Source organism: Flavobacterium sp. ALJ2 (genome assembly GCF_015594725.1).
Taxonomy (GTDB): domain Bacteria; phylum Bacteroidota; class Bacteroidia; order Flavobacteriales; family Flavobacteriaceae; genus Flavobacterium.
In genome coordinates, this window is sequence record NZ_JADNRC010000012.1 from 46,317 (window position 1) to 71,813 (window position 25,497).

The window sequence follows — 25,497 nt, forward strand, 5'->3', positions numbered from 1 at the left end:
CATGAAAGAACATTATGATGTAGTTATCGTAGGCAGCGGTTTGGGTGGTTTGGTTTCGGCTATTATTCTTGCCAAAGAAGGTTATAGTGTTTGCGTACTCGAAAAAAACAATCAATTTGGTGGAAATCTACAGACTTTTGTGAGAGACAAAACCATTTTTGACACAGGAATTCACTACATCGGAGGATTGAGCGAAGGACAAAACCTATATAAGTATTTCAAATATCTAGGTATTATGGATAATTTGAAATTAAAAAAAATGGATGAAGATGGTTTTGATATCATCTCATTTGAAGATCAAAATAAAGAATATCCACATGCTCAAGGATACGAAAACTTCGTTAACCAATTACTAAAGCATTTTCCTGAAGAAAAAGAAGCAATAGAGAATTATTGTGAAAAAGTAAGAACTACCTGTGATTCATTCCCTTTATACAACTTGCGTTCGGAAGGAAAATACGATAGCGATATCCTGACTTTAAATGCCAAGCAAACCATCGATGAAATAACCGAAAATAAACAATTAAGAGCTGTCCTTGCTGGTTCTAATTTTTTATATGCAGGTATTGAAGATAAATCGCCTTTTTATGTACATGCACTATCTGTAAACTCTTATATCCAAAGCTCTTGGAGATGCATAAATGGAGGAAGTCAGATAACGAAGCAACTCATCAAACAACTCAAAAAATATGGTGGAGAAGTTTATAAATATAAAGAAGTAACGAGTTTTAATGTCGGGAACAACAATGTTACTTCCGTTAAAATGAAAGACGGAAGCGAAGTTTCAGCAACTTATTTTATTTCTAACATTGAACCAAAAACCACCTTGAAAATGGTTGGCGAAGAAAATTTTCGAAAATCATTTTATAGCCGTATTCAAAGTCTCGAAGGTGTAATTTCGGCATTTAGCCTATATATTGTCTTTAAACCAAAAACATTCAAATACATCAATCATAACTATTATCATTTTAAAAATAGTAATGAGGTTTGGACTGCACATGAATACGACGAAAATTCTTGGCCAAAAGCATACATGGCTTCAATGAATGCATCCAAAAAAGACGAAGAATGGGCCGATGGAATGACCTTTATTACCTATATGAAATTTGACGATTTGTTACCTTGGGCTAATACGTTTAATACCACTGCCGAAAAAAATGATCGTGGCGAAAGTTATGATGAATTTAAATCCCGAAAAGCAAGTAAGTTTTTAAAGGAAATTGAGATGAAATTCCCAGAAATAAAAGAGTGCATTCAATCGATACACACCTCCACTCCACTATCTTATCGTGATTATATTGGCGGTCATAATGGTAATATGTATGGTTATATAAAAGATTCTAATAACCCTATGAAATCATTTATTGCTTCTAAAACTAAACTAAATAACTTGTTTTTAACAGGACAAAGTATTAATATGCATGGTGTTTTAGGCGTAACTATTGGCGCCGTTGTTACTTGCTCAGAAATAGTTGGAAAAGAATATTTAGTATCCAAAATCAACCAAGCCTCTGAATAATTTTGATTATGAAAAAACGAATTCTGGTTGTCTTCCTAATCGGTTTTTTGTTAGTGTTTCTTTCATGTGGCACTTCAAAATCAATGCATCATAAGCCAAATATAACAGATTATAATACCGTTCTTCCAATTATAAAAAAACAATCTGATTCGGTATTTTCATCAGGAAACAACTTCTTATTAAAAAACCCGCAAGGTCTTTGGGAACTTTATATAGAAGGAGATGCCTATCAAATTGGTCTTAATTCAGGAGCTTTAACGGACTCTCTCTTAAAAAAACAGGAACGCATATTTTTCTCTAAAATTCAAGATATAGTGCCTTCAAAGTTCAAGCAAAATATGCTTCGGAACTTTTTAAAATGGTACAACAGGAAATTATATCTCAATGTTCCCGAAGAATATCAAACCGAAATTTATGGCGTTTCTCAATATACATCTCATGATTACGATGCAATCGCATCACAGTATTTGCGTAGTTTGTATTTACATGCAGCGCATGATATCGGCCATGCATTACAAGATTTGGCATTAGTGGGTTGTTCCTCTTTTGCAGCTTGGGGAGATAAATCAGAAAATGGAAATTTAATCCTAGGGCGAAATTTTGATTTTTATGTAAATGATGCTTTTGCAAAAGACAAAATAGTAGCCTTTATAAAGCCAAAAACAGGCCATCCGTTTATGATGGTAACTTGGCCTGGGATGATTGGAGCAGTTTCGGGAATGAATCAAGAAGGATTAACAGTAACCATAAACGCTGGAAAATCAAAAATTCCGCTAATCGCAAAAACTCCAATATCTATTCTAACCCGCCAAATTCTGCAATATGCAACCAATATTGATGAAGCAATTGCTATTGCAAAAAAAACAACCGTTTTTGTTTCCGAATCAATAATGGTAGGAAGTGCCAACGATAATAAAGCAGTTTTAATAGAAGTTTCTCCACACAAATTTGGGGTTTATGAAGTTTCAAACAACAACCAGCTTATTTGTTCCAATCATTTTCAAAGTGCTGTTTTAAAAGATGACAAACGAAATAAAAAACAAATTCTCAACAGTCATTCAAAATACCGTTACGATAGAATGGTAGAACTATTTGAAGAAACTCCAAAAGTAAACCCAAAGAAGGCTGCAGAAATACTTAGAAATAAAGAGGGCTTAGAAAATACTAAATTGGGTTATGGCAACGAAAAATCTCTAAATCAATTAATGGCACATCATGGCATCATTTTTAAACCCAAAGAAAAGTTAGTTTGGGTATCTGCGAATCCATATCAATTAGGAGAATTTGTATGTTATGACTTGAATAAAATATTTAAAAAACGAGAGCAAACCGATACAATTGTATCTTTGTCTGAAACAAAATTAAATATTCAAAAAGATCCTTTTTTGGCTACAGCCGAATTTAAAAATTATCAAAAATTCAGAATAAAAGATAAAAAAATAGATTCTTACTTAAATGAAAGAGATACCATTTCCGCGGAATTTATTCAAGAATATCAATCCTTAAACCCTGATTACTGGGTCGTTTATTATAAAGTTGGATTGTATTTTTATCAAAAAAAAGAATATGCTTTGGCGAAAAATTACTTTGAAAAAGCATTAACAAAAGAAATTACAACACTTCCTGAAAAACAGAAAGTTGAAAAGTATATAAAAAAAATTAAAAGAAAATTATAATGATTCCAGAAATAGAAAAAGGTTCTTTAGAAGAAATTAAAAAATTTCAAGAACAAAAATTAGTGGAACTTTTGGTTTACATAAGTCAGAATTCACCTTATTATAAAGCCCTTTTCGAAAAGAAAAACATTGATCTTTCTGCTATTAAAACTCTAGAAGATCTTCAGCTTTTACCCGTTACCACCAAAGAAGATCTTCAAAACAATAATGATGATTTCCTATGTGTACCCATAAATAAAATTATAGATTTCTCAACCACTTCGGGAACTTTAGGTGATCCTGTAACTTTTGGCTTAACCGATGCCGATTTAGACAGATTGGCTTATAATGAGGCTATTTCTTTTGATTGTGCAGGAATTAAAGAAGGTGATATTGTACAACTTATGACTACAATTGATCGCAAGTTTATGGCTGGATTAGCTTACTTTTTGGGATTGCGAAAACTAAAAGTGGGTGTAATTCGCGTTGGTGCAGGAATACCAGAATTACAATGGGATTCTATCTTAAAATACAATCCATCTTACTTAATAACGGTTCCTTCCTTTTTACTAAAACTGATTGAATATGCCGAAAGCCATAATATCGATTATAATAATTCGAGCATAAAAGGGGCTATTTGCATTGGAGAATCCCTGAGAAACCAAGATTTCTCAATGAATATTTTGTCTAAAAAAATCACTGACAAATGGAATATTAAATTGTTCTCTACTTATGCTTCAACCGAAATGAGCACCGCTTTTACCGAATGCGAGCACGAGAACGGAGGGCATCATCATCCTGAATTAATCATTGTAGAAGTTCTAGATGAAAACAATAATCGAGTAAAGAATGGCGAAGCTGGTGAACTTACCTTTACCACTTTAGGAATCGAAGCCATGCCTTTATTACGTTTTAAAACGGGTGATATTGTCCAGTTACACGACACTCCTTGTGCCTGTGGAAGAAATACTTTGCGTGTAGGTCCAGTTATCGGGCGCAAAAAGCAAATGATAAAATACAAAGGAACAACCCTTTACCCACCTGCAATGAATGATGTTTTAAGTGATTTTGATGCTATCGAAAATCACATCATCGAGATATCTACCAATGATTTAGGAACTGACGAAATCCTGATTAAGATTGCTGTAAAGCAGCAATCAGATGAATTATTGCATGCAATAAAAGATCACTTTAGAGCCAAATTAAGAGTAACTCCAAAAATAGAATTTACTTCAAGAGAAATATTAAATTCATTAGTCTTTAACCCAATGAGCCGTAAACCAATTCGGTTTTTTGATAATCGCTAATTTAGGTATAAAGTGGCAAAGATTCAGATTTACAAAGGTTTACATTTGGAAGTCAAAAACCTGTGAACCTTTGCTTCTATGAACCTTTGAACCTCAATTTGGTACAAATTAAACTAAAAGTTGTAATTTTGCAAAAAATAATGAAGATGGTCAAGATTGGCAACATAGAATTACCCGAATTTCCTTTACTACTCGCTCCTATGGAAGATGTGAGTGATCCACCGTTCCGTAGATTGTGTAAAACACATGGAGCAGATTTAATGTATTCGGAATTTATTTCTTCAGAAGGATTAATTCGTGATGCTATTAAAAGCCGAATGAAGTTGGATATTTTTGATTACGAACGTCCTGTTGGAATTCAGATTTTTGGTGGAGACGAAGAAGCGATGGCAATGTCATCAAAAATTGTTACTACTGTAAATCCTGATTTAATCGATATCAACTTTGGTTGTCCTGTAAAAAAAGTAGTTTGTAAAGGTGCAGGTGCAGGAGTTCTAAAAGACGTTGATTTAATGGTCCGTTTAACCAAAGCAGTTATCGATAGTACTAATTTACCTGTTACTGTAAAAACCCGCTTAGGTTGGGATGATAACTCGATAAACATCGATGAAGTTGCCGAACGCCTACAAGATATTGGTGTACAAGCATTAACGATTCATGCAAGAACCCGTGCTCAAATGTACAAAGGCCATTCAGACTGGTCACATATTGCACGTGTAAAAAACAACCCAAGAATTACGATGCCTATCTTCGGAAATGGGGATATTGATAGCCCTGAAAAAGCATTGAAATTTAAAAATGAATACGGTGTCGACGGTATTATGATTGGTCGTGCTGCAATTGGATATCCTTGGATTTTTAACGAAATAAAGCACTTTTTTGAAACTGGCGAACATTTACCCGCACCAACTGTTGCTGATCGTGTAGAAGCCGCAAGAAATCACCTTACGTGGTCGATGGAATGGAAAGGTGAACGCTTAGGAATTGTAGAAATGCGTCGTCATTATACCAATTACTTTAAAGGGATACATTCATTTAAAGAATACAAACAAAAACTAGTTACAATAGACGATCCTCAAGAACTGTTTAATGTAATGAACGAAATCCAGGATGTATATTCTGGATATGAATTTGTTTAAACTATAGATTAATCTTTGACAAAGTTTTGAACTTTAATAAAGATGTTTTCTTTCAAATATATTATCAAAAAAGACCATCAATAGACGGTCTTTTTTTATGTTGTATGATTATTGTTTATTTTACTGCTTCTAAAATTTTAGTTGCAATTTCATTTTGTCCCGTTTCACTGGTAAGATATTCTCTATCCTTATTGTTTGATAAAAAACCCATCAGTAATGTTATTGCTGCACAATTAGAATTTTTCAACACATAAAAAGGGGCTTCACTTATTCTTCTTTTTAAAAGATTATCTCCAGAAACTTCATTAACAATTTTTTCCGCACTTTCTTTCGATTTTTCATAAAACTCAGTTTTAGATGAAATATAGGCATCAACTCCGTTTACCTGAACATTTTTTGAAGCATTAACATGCAATGAAATTACCAAATCAGGATTATGATTATTTATTATTGAAACTCTTTCGCTCAATCCCATAAAATGATCTCCATCACGAAGCAGCACAATTTCTAGATTACTATCTTTATTAAATGCTTTGATTTTCTTTGCAATCGCTTCAGAAATATTTTTTTCCTGAAAACCGTGCATGTCTGCTCCAAAATCATGACCACCGTGACCAGCATCAATTACAATTATTTTTTTCTCTTCAAATGGCTTAAATGCAAAAAGACAAAATAATACTACTGCACTAAGAATTCCTGAAATTTTGATGTTGGTTTTCATACTAATTTAGTTTTGATTTGATTAGTCTATTCCAACGAGAACATTTAAGAAATATTGTACAAATTATACTTTATACTTGAATACGTTTCCATTTACCTTTTTTGTACAATACTATACTTGCCAAAGTTATAGCCGTTTCTGCAACTGGAATAGCTATAAAAACACCAGTTGGTCCCATTTTAAAATGCTTCGCTAATACATATGCTAATGGAATCTGTAACAACCAGAATCCAACAAAATTAACCAATGTAGGCGTCCAGGTATCTCCAGCCCCATTGAAGGTATTTATTAATACCATTCCGATTCCGTAGAAAATATATCCAGAACTCATAATCTGTAAAGCTTCAACAGCTATATTTTGTATTAGAATATCATAGGTGAAAAATGAAACTATATATTTTGCAAAGAAGAAAGTAATAAGCATAATTGTTGCCATAAAAATAACATTGTATTTTGCCGTTGTAAAAACCGATTTTTCGGCACGCTCAATTTGTTTGGCACCTAAATTTTGACCAACCAAAGTTGCTGCGGCATTACTTAATCCCCAAGCAGGAAGAATGAAAAACATCATGATACGCAATGCGGTTTGATACCCTGCAGAACCATGGTCTCCACCAGTTGTAGCAACAAGTTGCGCAAGAAAAATCCAACTACATGATGCAATAACAAATTGCAATACTCCTGGAGCTGCAATTTTAACCAAAGCTTTGATTTGCTTAAAGTCAGGAATAAAATAAGATGAAATAATCTTTAAAACGCCTTTTCCATTAAACAAGTGATACAATTGGTATAATACACCGATACTTCGACCAGATGTTGTTGCTATTGCTGCACCAACTAATCCAAAAGCAGGAATTGGCCCAAATCCATTAATTAAAACAGGGCACAAAATGATATTACAAATATTAGCAATCCAAAGACTTTTCATGGCTATTGCCGCATTTCCTGCACCACGGAAAATACCGTTGATAAGAAACAAAAGCATCACACATAAACTTCCGCCTATCATAATTTGAGTAAATCTATAACCATATTCGGCAGCTTCTACAGAAGCTCCCATGAGTAACAAGATCTCTTTGGCATAAATAAAACCAAAAACACTAATTACACTATTAATTGCAAAAGCAATAATAATGGCTTGCATTCCTGCTTTTGCAGCGGCAACTGGATCTTTCTCCCCTATACGGCGAGCAACAACTGCTGTTGCAGCCATACTTATACCGATTGCTATAGAGTAAACAATGGTAATAACCGACTCTGTTAGTCCAACTGCCTGAATAGCAAAGCTGCTATGCTCCAAGTGGCCAACAAAATATAAATCGACTAATGCAAAAACCGATTCCATAAGCATTTCCAATACCATTGGAATAGCCAGAAGAATCACTGCTTTTTTTATGCTGCCAGATGTATAATCAAAAGATTCATCTCCTTTGATTGCTTGTTTTATTGTTGAAAAAATTCGTGAAAATACACTTTTCTGTATTGTTGTTTCTGTCATGATAATTAAGGATAAATGATAAAATTGTCCAAAACCATATGCTGGCTGGACTTAAAAAATTTGAAGACATCCTAATTATTTGAAAAATAAAAATAGGACTAGGCAGAAACTATCATAACGTTGTGTGTTTTTTAAGACGATAAATATAAGAATTATTATTAAATTTAGAAAAAATCTAATCCAGCAATTTTACACTAACACGTGTACTTGCTATTAATGAAGCTATAAATCCAAGTGAAAAAATAGTTCCTAAAACAATAAATACATTTTCAAGAGTGAAAACAACAGGAAAAGCTAATGTCGAAGTAATCATTATAAGCTCATATTGTTGTTGCAACAAAACTAGAATAACTCCCAGTACAAGACCTATTAATCCTCCAAATACACTGAGTAAAGTTCCTTGTAGTAAAAATATTTTTCGCAAATCTTTAATTTCAGTTCCTAAATTAAAAAGCGTTTTCAAGTTGCTTTTTTTATCCAAAATCATCATAATTAATGCCCCAATCAAATTAAAAAGGGCTACAATAATTACCAACGTAAATATTAAATAAACTGCAATATTTTCAGTATTAAGCATTTTATACAAAGACGCATTAAGTTGTGCTCTGTTTTTTGTAGTAACTTTATTATTGAATATTGTTTGTAATTGTGAATCAATTTTTGATTCGTTTGCATTTGGTTTTAACTTAAATTCGATACCAGAAATCTGATTGGCTTTATACTCCAATAATTCCTGAACTAAACCTAAATCAGCAAAAACATATTTAGAATCCAAATCCTCACTTATTGAATATATTCCTACTGGCAATACATCCGTTTTACTAAACGCTTCTTCTGGGTTTTCAATTGTCCCTTTTCCTGGTTTGGGTGCAAATACCTGCAATGGATTTTCGAAATCTAATATTCCCATTGAAAAGTTCTTCGAAATTCCATAACCCACAACAACCTGATATGTATCTGGTTTTAGCCATTGCCCGTTAAAGAGTTTTTTTTGAATATCATTTACTACTGGATAATTACGATCAACTCCTTTTAAGTAAGTTACTTGTTGTTTTCCATTAAAAATAAACAAAACTCGTTCTTCGATTATTTTAGTATACGAAGCAATACCATCGATCTTTTTAATTTGAGTATCCTGATTTGGTGTAACCATAAATGATTTTCCGTAGGTACTCTCAATTTTTAAATCAGGGTCTATTTCATTTGTAAAAGAAAGACTGAATACTTTTAATCCGCTAAAAACAGATAAAACTACAAACAAAGCCATTGTACCAACAATTATTCCAAGGCTGGCAATACGATTTATAATATTGATAGCATTGTTTTTACTCTTGCTGAAAATATATCTTTTGGCTATGTAAAGGGGGAAGTTCAAGCTATGATTTTCTTCTTTTTTCTAAAAGATCACGATTTTCTATTGGGTTATCTCTATTCGCTAAAGCATTATCTATTTTCTCAATATAGTCTAATGAGTCATCTATAAAAAACACTAAATTGGGTACTTTACGTAATTGCAAACGTACTCGTTGAGATAAATCATGTTTAATCAAAGTCGAATTTGACTTAATTCCTTCCAATGTTTCTTTGGCTTTCTCCTGAGGAAAAATACTTAAATATACTGTTGCCACGGATAAATCTGTAGTTACGCTAACTTTGGATACTGAAATTATCAAATTACTAATTCCATTTTTTCTCACTTCACCTTGCAAAATATCAACCAAATCCTTTTGGATGACACCGCCTATTTTTTTCTGTCTATTTGTTTCCATAATGCAAAAATACTATTTTAAATTTCAATCGATACATTTTCAAATGAACAATAAGATCATTTTTATATTCTTATTTTCTTTAGCACAAATTTCGGTACTCTTTTTTTTATAAAAACCCAAAATTGAGATAATAATTCGCTCGTTACTTCTTTTTACTAAGCTGATTATAAAATCATGTTTTTTGTCAGAAATATTCTATCTCTTTAATGAAGAAATAATAACACAATTTATTATGAAAAAGAGAGAACCAATCAGTCATATAATGACTAAAACTGTAGTAACTGCAAATGATAATGACGGTTTAAGAGAAGTAGTCGAAAAACTTAAAAAAAATACCATTAGACACATTCCAATCATTCGGGGCAAAGAAGTCATTGGTATTATAAACCGGACGGATATAAACCGATTAACTTTTGGTGCTTTATTTGAAGGACAAGAAGAAGCCGATGAAACTATTCTGGATATGCTTACAATTACTCAAGTAATGACATCAAAACCCATTACAGTATCATCAGATACAATAATTAGAGATTTGGCTGAAATTTTTGTGAAAGAAGAATTTCATGCTTTACCTGTAGTCAATAATGGTGAACTCAAAGGTATTGTTACAACAACCGATGTTGTGAGATATTTTTTAGAACAATATCATTAAATCAAGTACAACATAAAAAAACGGGACTTAGCGTCCCGTTTTCTATTACATATTATACAACCAACTCTGCGGATTGTTATACGTTGTGTTTTGAAGTATTGAGAACTTAATAGTTGTTTTTCCCGTTTCCCCACTAGTTCTAATCTTACCTATATTTTGTTTGATGCTCACTTTTTCTCCTTTACTTACAGATACTGAACTTAAGTTTTGATACACTGTAAAATAATCTCCATGCTGAATCATTACTGCTTTATTTATTGGCGATAATACCATAACACTCGATACAACCCCTTCGAAAACAGCTCTTGCATTTGAACCTGATTCAGTTGTAATTTCGACACCACTATTATGAATTACCAATGTATTATAAATTGGATGTGCCTGATCACCAAATCCCAATGAAACAAACCCTTTCTCTACTGGCCAAGGTAATTTTCCTCTGTTGGCTTTAAAGTCAGCAGCAAGTATTTTTGCTTCAGCAGTTAATGCAATTTTTGTATCCGATACAGCAGCAACCGATTTAGTTCCAGTTACTTTTCCTTTTTCGGCGGCAGTCTTGCGATTTGCAGCTGCAATAGCTTCACGAATTAAGCGGTCAATTTGTCTGTCGATTCTTTTTGCTTCCTGCTGTTTACTTTTGGTATCAGCAATAATTTTGTTTTTATCTTTTTTAATCGAGTTAACTAGTTTTTGTTGCTCTTTCTTTTCTGCTTCTAATGCAATACGCTCCTTTTCGTTTTCGGCAATTATTTTTTTCTTTACTTGTCTTTGACTGTCTAATTTTGCATTATAATCGGCTAATTGAACTGATTTTGACTGAATTTCTTCTCCTTGATTTTTTCTAAAACTTGTATATTGTTTCATATACTGTGCACGCTTATATGCTTGCAGAAAATTCTCTGAAGACAACAAAAACATCGCTCTACTTTGCTCAGAACGACTTTTATAAGACTTAAGAATCATCTTGGCATAATCTGCTTTTAATACCTCTAACTCTTTCTTAAGTTTATTAATTTTTGTTTGATTGATATACATATCATTACTCAAAAGCTTCGTTTGCTTTTCGGTAGTATTGATTAGCTTTTCTTTAAGCTTAATTTTGTTAGACTGAACAATGTAAACATTCACTGCAGATTTTTCCTTCTTCTTTACAGATTGTAACATTTTCTCGTTATCTCTAATTTCTTGTTGAATCTGAGCTTTACGTTGTTCCAGTTTTTCTTGTTGCGAATCTTGTGCCCACATCAATGAGGTGGTGCAAATAAAAATTAGGCTTAGGAGAAATTTTGGCATCTTTAAAATATATTTTTGCAAACTTACTTAATTATAATTTTTTTATATCCATTTGGAACACTATAAGGAAAAGAAAGTTCTTCATTAAAAGTAATTGTGTTGTAATTTAAGTTAATTTCTGTTTTCCCTTTTGGCTGAATAGCTTCTATAGCAATGGTTCTAGGGAGTGTTCCTTGATCAAAAGTTTTATTATCACCATATGCAATTTGCATCATAATATTCTTTGACGTTTGTGAAATTTGTTCTTTTTCTAACAAAAATGTATCGGCTTCAAAGAAAAAGGCTTTTTTAATATCTGTCTCCTTAACCTCATCCAATCGATACACTCTATCGATTAGCGTTTCAGTATATTTACCTTTCTTTAAATCGTCGATTGCAGCACCTAATAGAAGGTTTTGAACTTTATTAAAATCTAAATCGGTTCCTAACCATTTACTCAAACTACTAAAATCTCCTTCATAATAAGAGCCTCCTATTTTTTCATAATAGCTCACTGAATCTGGCGTAATTAGAGCCTTAGCCATTGTAATACCCAGAAAACGAATACTTACCAAAATCTGTTCGTCTTTCTTAATTTTTATTTCTGCTGTAACATTCTGACTTTGTTTATCATCTGAATATTTGGCACTGGCTTTAATATATAAAGTCGAAAACTGTAATTTATTATTGTAATGTCCATCGATAATTTTATTCGCAGAAATAAGATTTACCTCTTCTTTATTATCATTCCCTTGTACTACACCCGATTTTGATTTACACGAAACGATAAAAATGAGCAACAATATCATTATATATTTCTTCATCAGAATTTACTTTTTTTGTCTTAATAATTGATTTGCTTTCGCAAAATACGCTTCTTTTTTCTTCATATCCCCTAAACCATTATAAGCTTCTCCTAACTGAATGTTAAAATTTGCTTCTAAAGTTAAATCATCTACAACATAATCGAGCCCCATTTCTAGAACGTCTTTTGCCTTTTTAAATTGTTGTAATTGATTATTAGCCAGACCTGAATAAAAATAAAATTGTGGCTGTGTTGGGAATGTCTCTATCATTACCACCGAACGTTTAGCCATTGGTTCGTATTGCTTGGTTTCGGTATAGGATTGAAGCAAAAGCAAATTAGTTTCGATATCTACTTGTGAAGCCGAATTTACCGACAACTCATAATATTTAACTGCCTGATTAAATTGATTTTTACTGTGATAAAACTTTCCAATTTCTTTTGCGACATCTACATTTGCATCATTTTTAAAATAAATAATTGCTTTGTCCAAATCTGGTGCAAATTGTGGATTCTTACCTACGAAAATTAAAAACTCATTTAAGATTCGATGTTTTATTTTTGAGTCTATTTTAGAATTTGCTAAAACAACATTCATTGCCTGAATTGCTTTTTCTGGTTGGTTTTGATCTAAATAGTTTTTAAAAGAACTTACTTGCGCCCACTCTGATGTTGGAACCGCTTTTTCTAATTGTTGCGTAATCTCCAACACTTTATCAGCATCATTATTCTTTGCATACAATGTGATCAAAGCAATATAATTAGACTCTTCTTTTGGGTTTTTCTTAATCAGATCTACAAGGCTTTCTATTTCAGCATTTTGATATTTTCCTTGTGACAAAATCTGTGCCTTGTATAATTCTCTTTCATCTGATTTTCCAAACTTCTCATTCATTTCATTAATCAGGGAAAGTGCTTTGTCAAATTGAGTTGTAATCATATACAACGAAATCAAATCATCTTTATACTCCTCATCAAACGGAATAATTTTCTGAATTGTTTCTATTGCCAAAGGATAATTCTTAGTTTGATAACAAACATCATAAATGCCCAACCAAAACCATTTATTATTTGGATTTAACTGGATCGCTTTTTCAAACGAACTTTGCGCATTTCTATAGTCTTTTAAAGACAGGTAGTTTTTACCCAATTCAAAATAAACTGTTGCATCATTAGGCTGAAGCTTCTCACACTTTTGCAAAGCAGTAATTGCTTTATCATAATTTTCGATGCCTTTTTGTAATAACGATTCATAAAAAGAGTCCTGAAATTCATCGGTGACCATAGCAATATCTTCTGGCTCTGTTTGAGCCATTATCGAAGCTTGATTTCCAACCAATGCCATGAATACAATTATTAAAACTCTTTTTTTCATTTTTATTATTGCTGTTTTAAGTAAAAACGAACGCTATTAGACTGCTTGTTTATTCTAAAACCGAATAATCACCAATGCTAATACTTGTAAACTTACCATCATAACTAACGTGGTTACCTATCATTGCATTATCTAAATTAGCGTTTTTTATTTGAGTATAGGTTTGCACCAAACTATTTTTAATCGTGCTATCAATTACATGGCATCCTTTTCCTAAAGATACATTTGGACCTACAGTTGCATTTTTCAATACTACATTTTCACCAATATAACAGGGCGGAATAATTGTAGCATTTTCTAATTTTACATCATAATCTACTAAATGTTCTCCGTCATTATGCAAAAACCCTAACATTCTAGAGTTAGTTTCAACAGTAACATCTTTATTACCACAATCCATCCATTCGTCAACGCTACCCGTTTTAAAAACTTTTCCGTTGGCCATCATGGCTTTAATACCATCATTAATTTGATATTCGCCACCGTTTTGAATGTTATTATCTAAAACTATTTGTAGCTCATTTTTAAGAATCTCTATTTCCTTAAAGTAGTATATTCCAATAACTGCCAGATCACTTACAAACTCTTTTGGTTTTTCGACCAATTCTGTGATTTCATTATTAGCATTTAACTTAACTACTCCAAACGCTTCTGGCCGCTCTACTTGTTTTACCCAAATTACTGCATCAGCTACTGGATCTAACTCAAAATCAGCTCTTATTAAAGTATCTGCATAAGCAATTACTGCTGGTCCTGATAAAGATTCTTTGGCACACATAATTGCATGTCCGGTACCCAAAGGTAAATCTTGACGATATATAGATGCTTTAGCACCCAAACTTTGTGCTAATTCTTGTAAGCTTGATACAACATCTTCGCCAAAAAAAGCTTCATCTCCTAATATAAATGCTACCTCTTCAATGGGTTCTTTAAGTATTTTCGCTATATCCTCTACCAATCGATGCACAATTGATTTTCCTGCAACAGGAATTAATGGTTTAGGAATTGTTAAAGTATGTGGTCTTAATCTAGACCCGCGACCCGCCATTGGAACGATTATTTTCATATTCTATAATTTCAAAATTGAATATTCCTAGTTGAATATTCAAACTTATTATTTTACTTATTTTTATTTCTTGATGTTTCCAAACTTTTTACAAATATTGAAATTAGCTCATCATTTTCTTTTATTGCGACGTTTAAATCTAATTCTTCTTTTGAATATAACTCCGCTCTTAAAATGATTTTTAAACAAGAATGAGTCTCTCGAAGTTCTTTTAACACAATAGACATCTTATGAATAAAATCATTTCTAGATTCTGCACTCTGAGCTTCACTATAATTTAATGATGGTGAAGTTCCTGAACGTACAATTTGACCTGACAGATGATTTCCTGCCTTTGTTGCTTTTAAATTATCCGTTATTTTTATAATTTGAACTGCAAAATCAATTAGCCTTTCATGTAAATCAAATTTTTTCACAACTTATAAATTTTAAAGTTGAAATTAAAAAATTTGGAATTTTCAACTTGGAATTTTGAATTTTGAATTCTAAAAACTGCAACTGATAACTACTTTACTCCTGTACTACCAAAACCACCTTCTCCTCTTGAGGTTTCAGAAAGTTCGCTAACTTCAACCCATTCGGCTCTTTCGTGCTTCGCGATAATTAGTTGCGCAATTCTTTCTCCATTTTCAATCACAAAAGCTTCATTGGATAAATTTACTAAAATTACTCCTATCTCTCCTCTATAATCAGCATCAACTGTTCCAGGAGAGTTTAATACTGTTACTCCTTTCTTTGCCGCCAATCCACTTCTTGGTCGCACTTGTGCTTCGTAACCAATTGGTAATTCAATAAAAAGTCCCGTTTTAACGATTGTTCTTTCTAATGGGTTTAATGTTATTGGTTCTGATAAATTAGCACGTAAATCCATTCCTGCCGAAGCTATTGTTTCGTAGTTAGGTAAAGCGTGTTGTGATTTGTTGATAATATTAATCGTCATTTTTATATTTTTAAAGCTAATTGTAAATCTTAAAATTGTTATTTTTTACTAAGTATTCCTTTTATCGTATCCTTTTCATTATGGTAAACGAAATAAATAAACAGAAGAAATAAAGGAATACCCACAAAGTAGTTTTCTCTGAATCCATAAAAAGAAATAATCGAGAATACAATCGAAATCCCTAAATAGGATCCTATTTTTTTCATGTCGTAAGGTATTGGATAATACTTGTTTCCTAAAACATAGGAAATAAGCATCATGCTTCCGTATGCTGAAATCGTTGCAATTGCCGATCCGTAGTAACTGTACTTTGGAATCAATAGATAGTTTAGAACTAAAGTCAATATTGCTCCAACTATCGATATATAAGCGCCGATTCTAGTTTTATCAGTTAGCTTATACCAAACCGACAAATTATTGTAAATGCCTAAGAAAAAGTTAGCCAGAATGATTAATGGAACCACTTTCATCGCTTCCCAATATGCTTTGTTTTCTAATAGAAGTAATTTTAAAATATCCGCAAAAACAATTACCCCCAACAAAATCAAAGATCCTAGAATCACAAAATACTTTGTAATTACGGCATACGTTTGAGGTGCATTTTCATTTTTGGCATGACTAAAAAAGAAAGGCTCTATTCCTAATCTAAATGCTGTGGCAAACAACACCATAAACAATCCCAATTTGTAACAGGCGGAATAAGCTCCAACCTCTGACTTTGCAATATTTTCTGGTAATAAATAACCCAATAATATTTTGTCAAAATGCTCATTAACTGCAAAAGCAAGTCCTGCTACCAAAATTGGCAACCCGTACTTCATCATTTTTTTCCAGAGTACTGGGTCAAATTTTCGTCCAAGCGAAAGATAATTTGGAGATAATACTATAAAAGTTGCTAAACTCGCAAGCAGGTTCGCAATAAAAATATAAGCTATTTGGAAATTTTCAACATATAAATTATCCCAAACTGAGTTAGGATTTTCTGCTGCAAGAGTCGGTAAGTAAATCAAGAAGAAAATATTCAGAACAAGATTCACTATTACATTTCCGATTTTTATTGCTGCATAAACCATTGGACGCTGATTGGCACGAAGTTTAGAAAATGGTACTAAAACCAATGCATCCAAAACTAAAATCCAAACAGAATAGGTAACAAACTGTACATCGACTTCAGCAAGTGTTGCGAGTGTGTTTCTAAAAATTAATGCCGCAAAAAGAAAAATAATTGAGGACCAAAATATAGAAATTGTAGAAGTTGCTATTACATTTTTCTTATCCGGTTCAGAATTATAAAATCTAAAAAAGGCTGTTTCCATTCCGTAAGAAAGAACTACATTAAAGAAAACCATCCACGACAGCACAATAGAAACTTCTCCGTATTCGGCAGTTGGCAAAATACCCGTGTAGAGTCGTACTAATAAAAAACTAAGCATTCGTGGCAGTACAGTTGCAAGCCCGTAAATAGCTGTCTGTTTAAAAAGATTTTTATATAATCCCAAAATAATTGTAGTGATAAAATTTATAAAACAAAAATAACCAATTCTTTGGTTTAATATCGTTTTTGTTGATTCAATAAGAAAATGTTATGATAATTTTATATTAAGTCAACTTATTTTCATCTAAGATTTTCACAAAATGAAACCCCTTTGGGCCATATCCTTGATTATAATAGAACCGATGGGCTGCAAAGTTAGCTGTAAATGCATCTAAAACAATATTAGAACATCCCAAATCAAGTGCTTTTTTCTCAATATAATCTGTCAATAATTTCCCAATTCCTTTTGAACGATGATCAGGATGCACAACAAAATTATCAATCTCAAGATATTTTCCCGACCACAATTTTGTAGAAGACCAGCAACCCGTAATTCCTAAACAAACATCGTTTTCAAAAACAGCAATTTGAGTATAATTATGAGGAACCATTTCCGAAAGATATTGTTCGTATTTATCCAAACCCAAATTAGGATATAAATACTGCATGGTATCAATTTGAGCAACCATTTCGGCAATTGTAGTAAGTTCTTTGATTATAAATTGCATAATACTATAAAAATAGAACCCAAAATTAATCAAAAAAACCGATTAATACTTAAGGTTGTTCTATTCAGAACTCAATTGGGGCTGATTGTTGATGGGCTATTGTTTTATAATACCGATATAAATGATCGTAAATGAGTAGTTCATACATTCTTTGTTTTGATGTATATTGCCTATTTACCATCATATGTATGTGACTCATTAAAAAACTGGATAAAGAAATTTGTAAATTTTCTTTGATTCGTAAAGTCACTTTGTCTATTTGGGTTTGTTTTTCTTGTATTAATTCAAATACTTCAGGATAATCATTTTTAGTTTTACCAGACAGAAATCGATTTATTTCAGGAAACAACTCTCGATACTGTTTATCCATTTCTTTTTTAAGAGTCTTATCTGCTTTAAACTCTTCTTTAAAGGATAATTGTAACTCATCCATTAGCTTTAATTTATTTGCATTTGATAAATGAAATGAATTTAAAAAATTATCAATCGCACAGAAACTAAAAAACAATTGCATTTCGTTAGTTACAAACTCCGATTTTAAGATCAAATATTTTAAGACCATTTCACTATCGTGCCAGAAAATAAATTCAGAATCAATCATTGTGTTCTGTCCGTATCTTTCTATTTCTCTTTTATAAGTATCTGTTTGTACTTTCCAAATACTATTTTGCTCAAGTAATTGATTCAAAACAGGATAAAATAGTGCTATTATCTGAGCTAATTTATTTGGCGAATCGATCAAGAAACGAATTCTTAAATGTTCATCTGAATCTTTATATCGTATAAAAAACCATTCGCTTATTAAATTTCTCTCCTTTAATAGAAAAATAATAGGATATAATTTTTCTATTAAAACAATATCTGCCGTTTTAACTCCTGTATATATTTTATAATACAACCATTCACTCCCTAAACAAAAATCTCTTTTCATTTTTATGTTTGTTCTTTATAGAATGATAAAATAAATTGGTTGGTAAATCCTTCTCCATTGACGTCTTTAACAATAGAATCACCGGAAAACAAAAACTCTTCTAATATAATTTTAGGATAGTTTTGAACTGATTTTAAAAACATTTGAATACCTATTTCTTTTTCTAAATCAAGTAAAAGTGTATTATCAAATTTGACCCAATTTACAAATCGAGGTATATCCCTCTCGTTTTTCCAAATCGTAAAGGCTTCAAATACTCTATTAGCATCTATTTTTAAAAACTGATTTATTTCATTTTTACTCACCATCCATCTCGCTTTCGAAAGAATAACATCTTTGTATAGTACTCTTGGAAAGAAATTATAATGTAAATCTAAAACACCCCAATTAAAACTATAAATAGGTTTTATATCCTGTGATTGCAAATCACATAAAAAATGATAAATAGGCAATGATTTATTAGAATAATCATGGGCATTAGATAAACAAGGAATAACTTCCTTATTGTATTTTTTAGATCGTAAAAAAATCTTGTTTTCTTTTACAGCAATCATCAAATCATTTAAATCGATTGTTTTCTCTTCAGAAGTACCTGGAATAGAAAGATAGGCGATTTCATATTCTCTTAAAACGGGTCTTCGTAATATATTCCCCGTTCTTGATTCTGGAATATGTACCACTTCTGCCAAAATTTTATCCGGATGATTGACTCTTTCTTTTTCAATAATTTCTTTTGTCAAATTATGAATACCACTGTTGCCAATACAAAAACGCCCTAATAATTTTGCAGCACTAACATTGCCAGAAGATTCAATACTAATTACTTCATTTTTAAAAAGTTCAATCATTACCGAAAACGTAGCCGGAGCTTTACCCCAACTGGCATCAAAATCAGGGAAATCTTGTTCCGAAAGCAAAATACTTTTCTCTTTATTCAAAATACATGCTTGTATCTTTTTCTCTATGATATAATCATAAGCACTCCAAGACTGATTTTCTGTTTTGGATGTTGAATTTTGAAAAGTAAACCGTTCTAGTATTTCATGCACATCGTTCATTTCAGAATGCTGAAGATAGCCAATACCAGTTTCTGTATCCAAAACTGTCGTTAAAGGCATTTCTCTGGATTCATATCTTTGAGTAAATGCTTTTATAAAATGAGTCTGATTTATAAATTCTTTTTTGCTTTGAATTCCATTTAAAAACCGAATCGCTTGTAGTACCTTTTTTGGAATCTTTTCGCTTAATACATTTACATCTGTAGTTGTATTTAAATCGGTTTGAAAAAGATGTTTTTCATCATAAGGCAAATCTATTTTTTGAATTACCCTCTTTATTTCTGTATAACTGTCTTCAGAAGGAATTAGACTTTTATCTAATTGTAAGAGCTTCTTTTTAATAATTTGCAGTTGTTTATACTCCTCTTGTAATTCGGGAATGGTATTAAAAATAGTAAATACACTATCCCACTCCTCTTTACCCGTAAGTGTTCCATCTATTTCACTTACAAGAAACTGAAAATCGATTAATTGATAAATAAAACCCAATGCCCCTTCTTTTTCGGAAGAATCATCAATAAGAACTAATACCATTTCATCAACAGTCATTCCTTGTTTTGCATGAAGCAATACCATTTCTAAAAGTGCTGTTTTTCTTAGTGCCGAAATACTATGTTCCCTCTTCGTTTTTACATATTTATATTCTACATAACGATAGAAATCGCCAAGAGCATAAACTGAAGTATTAGGATAATATATAAGATGATTTCTAATTTCTTTTCGTTTCCCAAATTCTTGTAACATTCCTAACCAAAACTGCCTGTCAAATTGCGTAAAACGAGTAAAACTAGCAGGCGATTTAAGAATACTATTTGTTTCTGAATCTATTTTTCCTGTAGTACAACCTGCAAACAACCCAAAAGGAGTACAGCGTGCAGCCATTCTGGCAATATATTTTAGCAAAGCAATCTCTAAACCGCTTTCTTTTTTATCTGATAAACTAGAAGCATCTTTTTTCCATTTATCTAAAGCAGATACCAATTCGGGAGAAGCAATATAAATTGCCTCCCGAACCAAAGGATTTTCAAACGTTTCTAATACTTTTTCCTGAGAATAATTTTCAACTAATTGTAAATAAAAAGATAAAGGAAATAAAGGCGTTCTTAAAATGTATTGGGAAAAACATTGAACTTTATAGGTGTTCATTATTTCGATATAAATGCATTATTTCTTCTTTACCTTATAATCGGGATGACCTAGTTGCCAATAAAAAAAGGCATAAGAATCGGCAAGTTTATTATACAACTTGTCATAAGTCACATCTCCACCATGACCATTTTCCATACCTACATTTAAAAATATAGGGTTATCGCCTGAATTATTCGCTTGAAGTTTAGCCGCAAACTTCGCAGGAAGCCAAGCAATTACACGTGGATCATTCATACCCGCAGTTATCAAAGTCGCAGGATATTTTATTCCTTTCTTTATATGATGAAATGCATCCATTTCTAGCAATGCTTTAAACTCTTCTTCATTTTCAACAGTTCCAAATTCTTTTGTATTATTTGGTCCGTTGGGTGCAATTTCAGCACGAACTGCATTTATCGATCCTACCTCAATAATTGTAGCTTTAAATAAATCTGGTCTTTCTGTAATCGCTCTCCCTACCAAGATACCACCAGCACTTGCTCCTTCTACCCCCAAATATTCGGGAGAGGTATATTTTTCCTTGATTAAAAACTCTGCACTCGAAATAAAATCTTTCCATGTGTTTGGTTTTGTTTTCTTAAAACCGCCTTTATGCCATGCATCTCCTTTTTCTCCACCACCTCGTACATGCGTATGCACCAAAATACCTCCATCTAAAACCCATAATAGGCTATATGGATTAAAATAAGCATCGTTTGAACTGCCATACGCACCATATCCATCCATGATTACTCTATTTTTACCATTTTTATCCAATCCCTTTTTGTGAATAATGGTTAGTGGTAAATCTAAGCCGTCATGTGCTTTTATTTCTATTTCTTCTACCACTATATCTTCATATTCGAAATAATCTGGCTGTTCACGATAATCTTCCGGTTTTAATGTATCCGTTTTAATATCGTACTTATATCTTTTTCTATTTTGAGTCCATCCTGAACAAGAAATCCAAATATCCGATACATTTTCACTTATTGTTTGCATGTAAATTTTACCAGAAGGTGTTGGTAAAACTATTTTCTTATAATTCCGTCCGTTATAAAAATAAAAATTGGCAACCACTCCATTTTTTACTGTTGTAAAGAAAAATCCATCTTTTGTTTTTACAACATCATCTATTATTTCATCTTTTATTTGTTGAACAGCAACTTCAGGGGTTGAGAAATTTGGACAATCAAGGGATGTTTTGCATAGCTGACTTTTATTGTTTTTTTCTGAAATAAAAATCACATCATTTCCATCAATTATAAAATTTTTTACTTTTTCTTCTTTTTTAAAAAAAGATTTCCAAATCACTTTATCATTGTAAACATCATTCACATTTGCATAATAATAATCATCATAGTTAGTAACCCCACCAACTCGTCCAAATATATAATTACTAAATTTTTGAGGAATTCTTACAATAGGAAAATCTTCCTTATTTAATTTTATTTCAGGATTATTTGCTATCGAAAAAATGTCTTTTATAGTATTCCGGTTACTTCCTATTTTATAAACAACAGATTGTGTATTCATGATGAAATCATTAGACTTTATGTCAATATTAGGAATATGAACATAAACAATTCCTGAGTTATCAGGCAACCAACTTATTCCTCCTATTCCACTTGGCCAAGTATTGGTAATAATTTCTGGTAGCATTTTATTTTTTACTACATCATAAATTATAATTTCTGCAATTTCTTTTCCTCCTTCGGTAATTGCAATAGCTACTTTAGAACCGTCTTTGGCAGGTTTATAATAACTTATTAAATATTTTTTATTATTCTCTGGTTTAAAATCCTTGGGGTCAAAAAGTAATTGTTCCTTACCATTAAGTCCTTTTTTACAGTATAATTTTCGATAGGTTTCGTCATTACGCGTTTTAGTATAAAAATTAGTGCCATCTATAGTTGTATTTATGGCACCATAAAAAAATTCCGTTTTCTTATCTATGTTTAGCATTCGATTTAAGAATTCATTTCTTTTAGATATACTTTTTAAAGTTGCTTCAGTATAAATAGTTTGGTTTTTCATCCAATCCATAACAGCAGGGGCTTCTAAATTTTCTAAATTTCTGTACTCGTCAACAACTTCAATTCCATGATATACATCGGTTACTGGAAATGATGGGGCCAATGCAGGAGATTGAGCAGATATAATTCCAGAAAAGCTAATGGCTAGTAATGTTATGATTTTTTTCAATTTATTTATACTTAATGTTATAATGTTTTTTATTATCGTTTCTTCTTACTCACTTTTTCTGCTAATTGCATCGCATCATAAACATTTAATACTTTACCCGATTTGGACAATTCCGAAAAAGGAACTTTTTTATCTTTTGTTATTATTTACCCTAATCAAAATATTATATCTCAGAAAAACTGGTTGTATATAAATGACTTTATTCTATTTACAATATTCTGACGAATCTTTAAGTTTACCAAGAGTACCCGTCTCTTCTTTTGAACCATTTCCACCACCTCCTTTAATTACATGTAAATTTTTTAATTTTGCTACTTTAAATCTTTCTAAATCAAATTTATTGATTCCTTTTTTTTCACTTTTGGTTTTCATCTCTGTAAATTTTACTTATTATTATACTTACAAATATAGAATGGTTCTCTTATAAAACTACTAAACAATCACCTGATGTATATCGGAATTCAGGAATTCCGAGTTACCAGATTCATTTGAGAATCTCAAACTAAGTCCTTTATTATTATATTTCAGCACCTAATTCTTTAATAAAATATGCTGGTTTGATACCTGTTTTTTTATAAAAAGCAGTTGAGAAAGATTCTGCATTGTTAAAACCAAACTCCAGTGCAAGTGCCTGAATTGTATATTTTCTGAACATCTTATTTTCTTGTAATTGTACAACTGCATACTCAACTCTTAAATCGTTTATGTATTGGGTAAATGTTTTTCCTTTGTACACATTTACTATTTTAGAAACATATTTAGTATTCGTCTCAAATATCGTTGATAACATTTGTACCGTAATATTCGATTCTAGATATCCTTTTCTTTCTTCAAAATCATCGAGCTTTTCTATGATTTGGTTTACCAATTCTTCAGCTATACCAATAGCTTCAATTTTAGTCGTGGCTATTTGAGTTTTCTTTTCTTTATTTTCTTCAACTCCAGTACCTTCTTTTTCTGCCGTATCGTTTATTATTTTTTCAAAACGTGAACGGTATTTTTTTTTAAGCTGGTACTGATACATTCCAAAACTTCCCGCACCAATAGTTATTAAAAATAACACTCCCAACCCCCAATAGGTTACTATTTTATCATTATTTAAAGACGCAATAAGTTTTTCTTTATCGGAGATTAATCGAGGAGTGTCATATTCCTTATGTACCAACTTATTAAGTTCTCTATAATTTTTCTGTAGAGTACTATCTATCGTCATATATGTAGTGATGTACTTCAATTGATTTTCTTTATCTCCTAAGTTTTTATAATAGGTAATCAAATACGGGTACCCATCTATAAATTCTGTGGTTATTTCTTTTGTTACTTTATAGATAGAATCTACTTTGATGAAATTTTTAGCAGCAATTTCTTTTTTACCCAAACCATCAAAGGCTTTCCCTAAAAAAAAATAAGCAGCTAATACATTGCCAACATTATTATATTCAATCATTTTGGGCAATGCTTTATTAATACTATCTAAACCTACTTTATAATTCTTTCCTTCTATTTGGTTTGCTCCCTCATTTAAAACAAATAAAAATTGATATTCTTCATTTTTTGTTATTTGAGACTCTCTGAACCCCAATTTATTATAGAAAGTAGTTGAATCCCTATTTTTTAACGATTTATAGCAATCTGCTAACCCAAAAATAACACTTTGATAATCCCTAGAAAGCTTCGGATTTCTTAAATCTTTACTTTTATAATACCGATAACATTCTTTATAAATATCTAATGCTTCATTAAAATCTCCCAAATCTTCTGATTTAGTTGTGCCAATATATTCCCTCACTATATAATAGTAATCGATATTAGTTTTACGTGCTATTTTTTCCGCCAAATTGTAATTAATCAAAGCTTCTTTAAACTTAAATTGTTTTTTAAGTAAATCCGCTTTTTCGCAATAAGCCGCAGCAGGAAAAAATTTATGACCCGTATTTTGTGAATATTTAATTACACTATCCAGATACATAATGGCTTTATTAGTATCTGTTTTATAGTACAAAAGTGCAAATTGGTAATTTGCCTTGGCTTTTTGGATAGAAATATTCTCTCTATTAGCCTTCGCCAAATAAGCTTGCGCACATTCCTTTTGTACTTTTTTATCTTTTTCGTTGGCAAAATATAACTGATGTAATTCATCATACGAAAGTTTTGTATAGTCCTTTTTTTGAGTTTGCCCCAGTACAATTATTGGCAGTAAAAACAATAAAACCATTCTTTTTTTAACAAAGCACTTCATTACTATTTCGTTTTCTTACAAAGAAACAATAAACTTGTACGATATAGCTAATAAAAACTAAATTTAACGCATCTAACTCAACGTGCTTACTACCAGGTGCTTACACTTGTTTTTAGCCCGAAATTCCCGAAAACAATATCGGGATTCGGGAATCCCGATAACGACCATTTGCTTT

At 31.6% G+C, this 25,497-nt stretch carries 22 protein-coding genes; 5 read left to right on the top strand and 17 right to left on the bottom strand.

All coding sequences use genetic code 11. The features are described 5' to 3' along the window. The first annotated feature begins 1 nt into the window (after position 1). The 4 genes from IUY40_RS14270 (at position 2) to dusB (ending at position 5,620) form a co-directional block, all read left to right on the top strand. The gene (locus tag IUY40_RS14270; RefSeq protein WP_195737541.1) at positions 2-1,519 is read left to right on the top strand and encodes an NAD(P)/FAD-dependent oxidoreductase; all 1,518 of its coding nucleotides are present in this window, start codon (positions 2-4) and stop codon (positions 1,517-1,519) included. A gap of 8 nt (positions 1,520-1,527) precedes the next feature. Next, positions 1,528-3,195, top strand: a complete 1,668-nt coding sequence (locus tag IUY40_RS14275; protein ID WP_195737542.1) for a C45 family peptidase — start codon at positions 1,528-1,530, stop codon at positions 3,193-3,195. Further along, entirely contained in the window at positions 3,195-4,481 is a 1,287-nt protein-coding gene (locus tag IUY40_RS14280; RefSeq protein ID WP_195737543.1) for an AMP-binding protein, read from the top strand. The genes IUY40_RS14275 and IUY40_RS14280 overlap by 1 nt, the downstream gene beginning before the upstream one ends. A 146-nt stretch (positions 4,482-4,627) precedes the next feature. Then, positions 4,628-5,620 (top strand): tRNA dihydrouridine synthase DusB, encoded by a 993-nt coding sequence (gene dusB, locus IUY40_RS14285; RefSeq protein ID WP_195737544.1) that lies wholly within the window; start codon positions 4,628-4,630, stop codon positions 5,618-5,620. Positions 5,621-5,735: 115 nt separating this feature from the next. Here the strand turns inward: dusB and IUY40_RS14290 are convergent, their stop codons facing one another. From IUY40_RS14290 to rbfA, 4 genes are all read right to left on the bottom strand, one after another. Further along, positions 5,736-6,341, bottom strand: a complete 606-nt coding sequence (locus IUY40_RS14290; RefSeq protein WP_195737545.1) for an N-acetylmuramoyl-L-alanine amidase — start codon at positions 6,339-6,341, stop codon at positions 5,736-5,738. Between the two features lie 70 nt (positions 6,342-6,411). Continuing rightward, complete coding sequence (locus IUY40_RS14295; protein ID WP_195737546.1) at positions 6,412-7,839, bottom strand: MATE family efflux transporter; 1,428 nt, start codon at positions 7,837-7,839, stop codon at positions 6,412-6,414. Positions 7,840-8,014: 175 nt separating this feature from the next. After that, the gene (locus IUY40_RS14300; RefSeq protein WP_195737547.1) at positions 8,015-9,214 is read right to left on the bottom strand and encodes an FtsX-like permease family protein; all 1,200 of its coding nucleotides are present in this window, start codon (positions 9,212-9,214) and stop codon (positions 8,015-8,017) included. 1 nt (position 9,215) lies between these two features. Beyond that, a complete protein-coding gene (gene rbfA / locus IUY40_RS14305) occupies positions 9,216-9,608 on the bottom strand; it encodes a 30S ribosome-binding factor RbfA (protein WP_195737548.1) in 393 nt (130 codons plus the stop codon). A 232-nt stretch (positions 9,609-9,840) separates the two neighbouring features. Between rbfA and IUY40_RS14310 the strand changes: the two genes are divergently transcribed. After that, entirely contained in the window at positions 9,841-10,260 is a 420-nt protein-coding gene (locus IUY40_RS14310; RefSeq protein ID WP_195737549.1) for a CBS domain-containing protein, read from the top strand. Positions 10,261-10,305: 45 nt separating this feature from the next. On the opposite strand, the gene IUY40_RS14315 is transcribed toward IUY40_RS14310, so the two are convergent. The 13 genes from IUY40_RS14315 to IUY40_RS14375 all read right to left on the bottom strand — a co-directional run bounded on the left by IUY40_RS14315 (position 10,306) and on the right by IUY40_RS14375 (position 25,322). Continuing rightward, complete coding sequence (locus IUY40_RS14315; RefSeq protein WP_195737550.1) at positions 10,306-11,553, bottom strand: peptidoglycan DD-metalloendopeptidase family protein; 1,248 nt, start codon at positions 11,551-11,553, stop codon at positions 10,306-10,308. A gap of 23 nt (positions 11,554-11,576) precedes the next feature. Further along, entirely contained in the window at positions 11,577-12,356 is a 780-nt protein-coding gene (locus tag IUY40_RS14320; protein ID WP_195737551.1) for a DUF4292 domain-containing protein, read from the bottom strand. Between the two features lie 6 nt (positions 12,357-12,362). Beyond that, a complete protein-coding gene (locus IUY40_RS14325; protein WP_195737552.1) occupies positions 12,363-13,712 on the bottom strand; it encodes a tetratricopeptide repeat protein in 1,350 nt (449 codons plus the stop codon). Positions 13,713-13,761: 49 nt separating this feature from the next. Further along, complete coding sequence (locus IUY40_RS14330) at positions 13,762-14,778, bottom strand: sugar phosphate nucleotidyltransferase (RefSeq protein ID WP_195737553.1); 1,017 nt, start codon at positions 14,776-14,778, stop codon at positions 13,762-13,764. Between the two features lie 53 nt (positions 14,779-14,831). After that, on the bottom strand, positions 14,832-15,194 hold the full coding sequence (locus IUY40_RS14335; RefSeq protein WP_129540395.1) for a four helix bundle protein: 363 nt from the start codon (positions 15,192-15,194) through the stop codon (positions 14,832-14,834). An 89-nt stretch (positions 15,195-15,283) separates the two neighbouring features. Then, positions 15,284-15,718, bottom strand: a complete 435-nt coding sequence (dut, locus tag IUY40_RS14340) for a dUTP diphosphatase (RefSeq protein WP_195737554.1) — start codon at positions 15,716-15,718, stop codon at positions 15,284-15,286. 38 nt (positions 15,719-15,756) lie between these two features. Continuing rightward, on the bottom strand, positions 15,757-17,217 hold the full coding sequence (locus tag IUY40_RS14345) for an oligosaccharide flippase family protein (protein ID WP_195737555.1): 1,461 nt from the start codon (positions 17,215-17,217) through the stop codon (positions 15,757-15,759). Positions 17,218-17,317: 100 nt separating this feature from the next. Next, entirely contained in the window at positions 17,318-17,761 is a 444-nt protein-coding gene (locus IUY40_RS14350) for a GNAT family N-acetyltransferase (RefSeq protein ID WP_195737556.1), read from the bottom strand. A gap of 64 nt (positions 17,762-17,825) precedes the next feature. Further along, positions 17,826-18,692 carry a thiopeptide-type bacteriocin biosynthesis protein gene (locus tag IUY40_RS14355; RefSeq protein WP_195737557.1) on the bottom strand — a complete coding sequence of 289 codons (867 nt, stop codon included), beginning with the start codon at positions 18,690-18,692 and terminating at the stop codon, positions 17,826-17,828. A gap of 2 nt (positions 18,693-18,694) precedes the next feature. After that, complete coding sequence (locus IUY40_RS14360; protein ID WP_195737558.1) at positions 18,695-20,896, bottom strand: lantibiotic dehydratase family protein; 2,202 nt, start codon at positions 20,894-20,896, stop codon at positions 18,695-18,697. An 18-nt stretch (positions 20,897-20,914) separates the two neighbouring features. Beyond that, positions 20,915-23,083 carry a prolyl oligopeptidase family serine peptidase gene (locus IUY40_RS14365; RefSeq protein WP_195737559.1) on the bottom strand — a complete coding sequence of 723 codons (2,169 nt, stop codon included), beginning with the start codon at positions 23,081-23,083 and terminating at the stop codon, positions 20,915-20,917. Positions 23,084-23,287: 204 nt separating this feature from the next. Continuing rightward, the gene (locus IUY40_RS14370; protein WP_195737560.1) at positions 23,288-23,455 is read right to left on the bottom strand and encodes a hypothetical protein; all 168 of its coding nucleotides are present in this window, start codon (positions 23,453-23,455) and stop codon (positions 23,288-23,290) included. A gap of 145 nt (positions 23,456-23,600) precedes the next feature. After that, positions 23,601-25,322, bottom strand: a complete 1,722-nt coding sequence (locus IUY40_RS14375) for a helix-turn-helix domain-containing protein (RefSeq protein ID WP_195737561.1) — start codon at positions 25,320-25,322, stop codon at positions 23,601-23,603. Positions 25,323-25,497: the final 175 nt, after the last annotated feature.

Bases quoted from the DNA above. Each gene is read 5' to 3' on its own strand.
- IUY40_RS14270 (WP_195737541.1), top strand. From the start codon at position 2: ATGAAAGAACATTATGATGTAGTTATCGTAGGCAGCGGTTTGGGTGGT.
- IUY40_RS14275 (WP_195737542.1), top strand. From the start codon at position 1,528: ATGAAAAAACGAATTCTGGTTGTCTTCCTAATCGGTTTTTTGTTAGTG.
- IUY40_RS14280 (WP_195737543.1), top strand. From the start codon at position 3,195: ATGATTCCAGAAATAGAAAAAGGTTCTTTAGAAGAAATTAAAAAATTT.
- dusB (WP_195737544.1), top strand. From the start codon at position 4,628: ATGGTCAAGATTGGCAACATAGAATTACCCGAATTTCCTTTACTACTC.
- IUY40_RS14290 (WP_195737545.1), bottom strand. From the start codon at position 6,341: ATGAAAACCAACATCAAAATTTCAGGAATTCTTAGTGCAGTAGTATTA.
- IUY40_RS14295 (WP_195737546.1), bottom strand. From the start codon at position 7,839: ATGACAGAAACAACAATACAGAAAAGTGTATTTTCACGAATTTTTTCA.
- rbfA (WP_195737548.1), bottom strand. From the start codon at position 9,608: ATGGAAACAAATAGACAGAAAAAAATAGGCGGTGTCATCCAAAAGGAT.
- IUY40_RS14310 (WP_195737549.1), top strand. From the start codon at position 9,841: ATGAAAAAGAGAGAACCAATCAGTCATATAATGACTAAAACTGTAGTA.
- IUY40_RS14315 (WP_195737550.1), bottom strand. From the start codon at position 11,553: ATGCCAAAATTTCTCCTAAGCCTAATTTTTATTTGCACCACCTCATTG.
- IUY40_RS14320 (WP_195737551.1), bottom strand. From the start codon at position 12,356: ATGAAGAAATATATAATGATATTGTTGCTCATTTTTATCGTTTCGTGT.
- IUY40_RS14325 (WP_195737552.1), bottom strand. From the start codon at position 13,712: ATGAAAAAAAGAGTTTTAATAATTGTATTCATGGCATTGGTTGGAAAT.
- IUY40_RS14330 (WP_195737553.1), bottom strand. From the start codon at position 14,778: ATGAAAATAATCGTTCCAATGGCGGGTCGCGGGTCTAGATTAAGACCA.
- dut (WP_195737554.1), bottom strand. From the start codon at position 15,718: ATGACGATTAATATTATCAACAAATCACAACACGCTTTACCTAACTAC.
- IUY40_RS14350 (WP_195737556.1), bottom strand. From the start codon at position 17,761: ATGCAATTTATAATCAAAGAACTTACTACAATTGCCGAAATGGTTGCT.
- IUY40_RS14355 (WP_195737557.1), bottom strand. From the start codon at position 18,692: ATGAAAAGAGATTTTTGTTTAGGGAGTGAATGGTTGTATTATAAAATA.
- IUY40_RS14360 (WP_195737558.1), bottom strand. From the start codon at position 20,896: ATGAACACCTATAAAGTTCAATGTTTTTCCCAATACATTTTAAGAACG.
- IUY40_RS14370 (WP_195737560.1), bottom strand. From the start codon at position 23,455: ATGAAAACCAAAAGTGAAAAAAAAGGAATCAATAAATTTGATTTAGAA.
- IUY40_RS14375 (WP_195737561.1), bottom strand. From the start codon at position 25,322: ATGAAGTGCTTTGTTAAAAAAAGAATGGTTTTATTGTTTTTACTGCCA.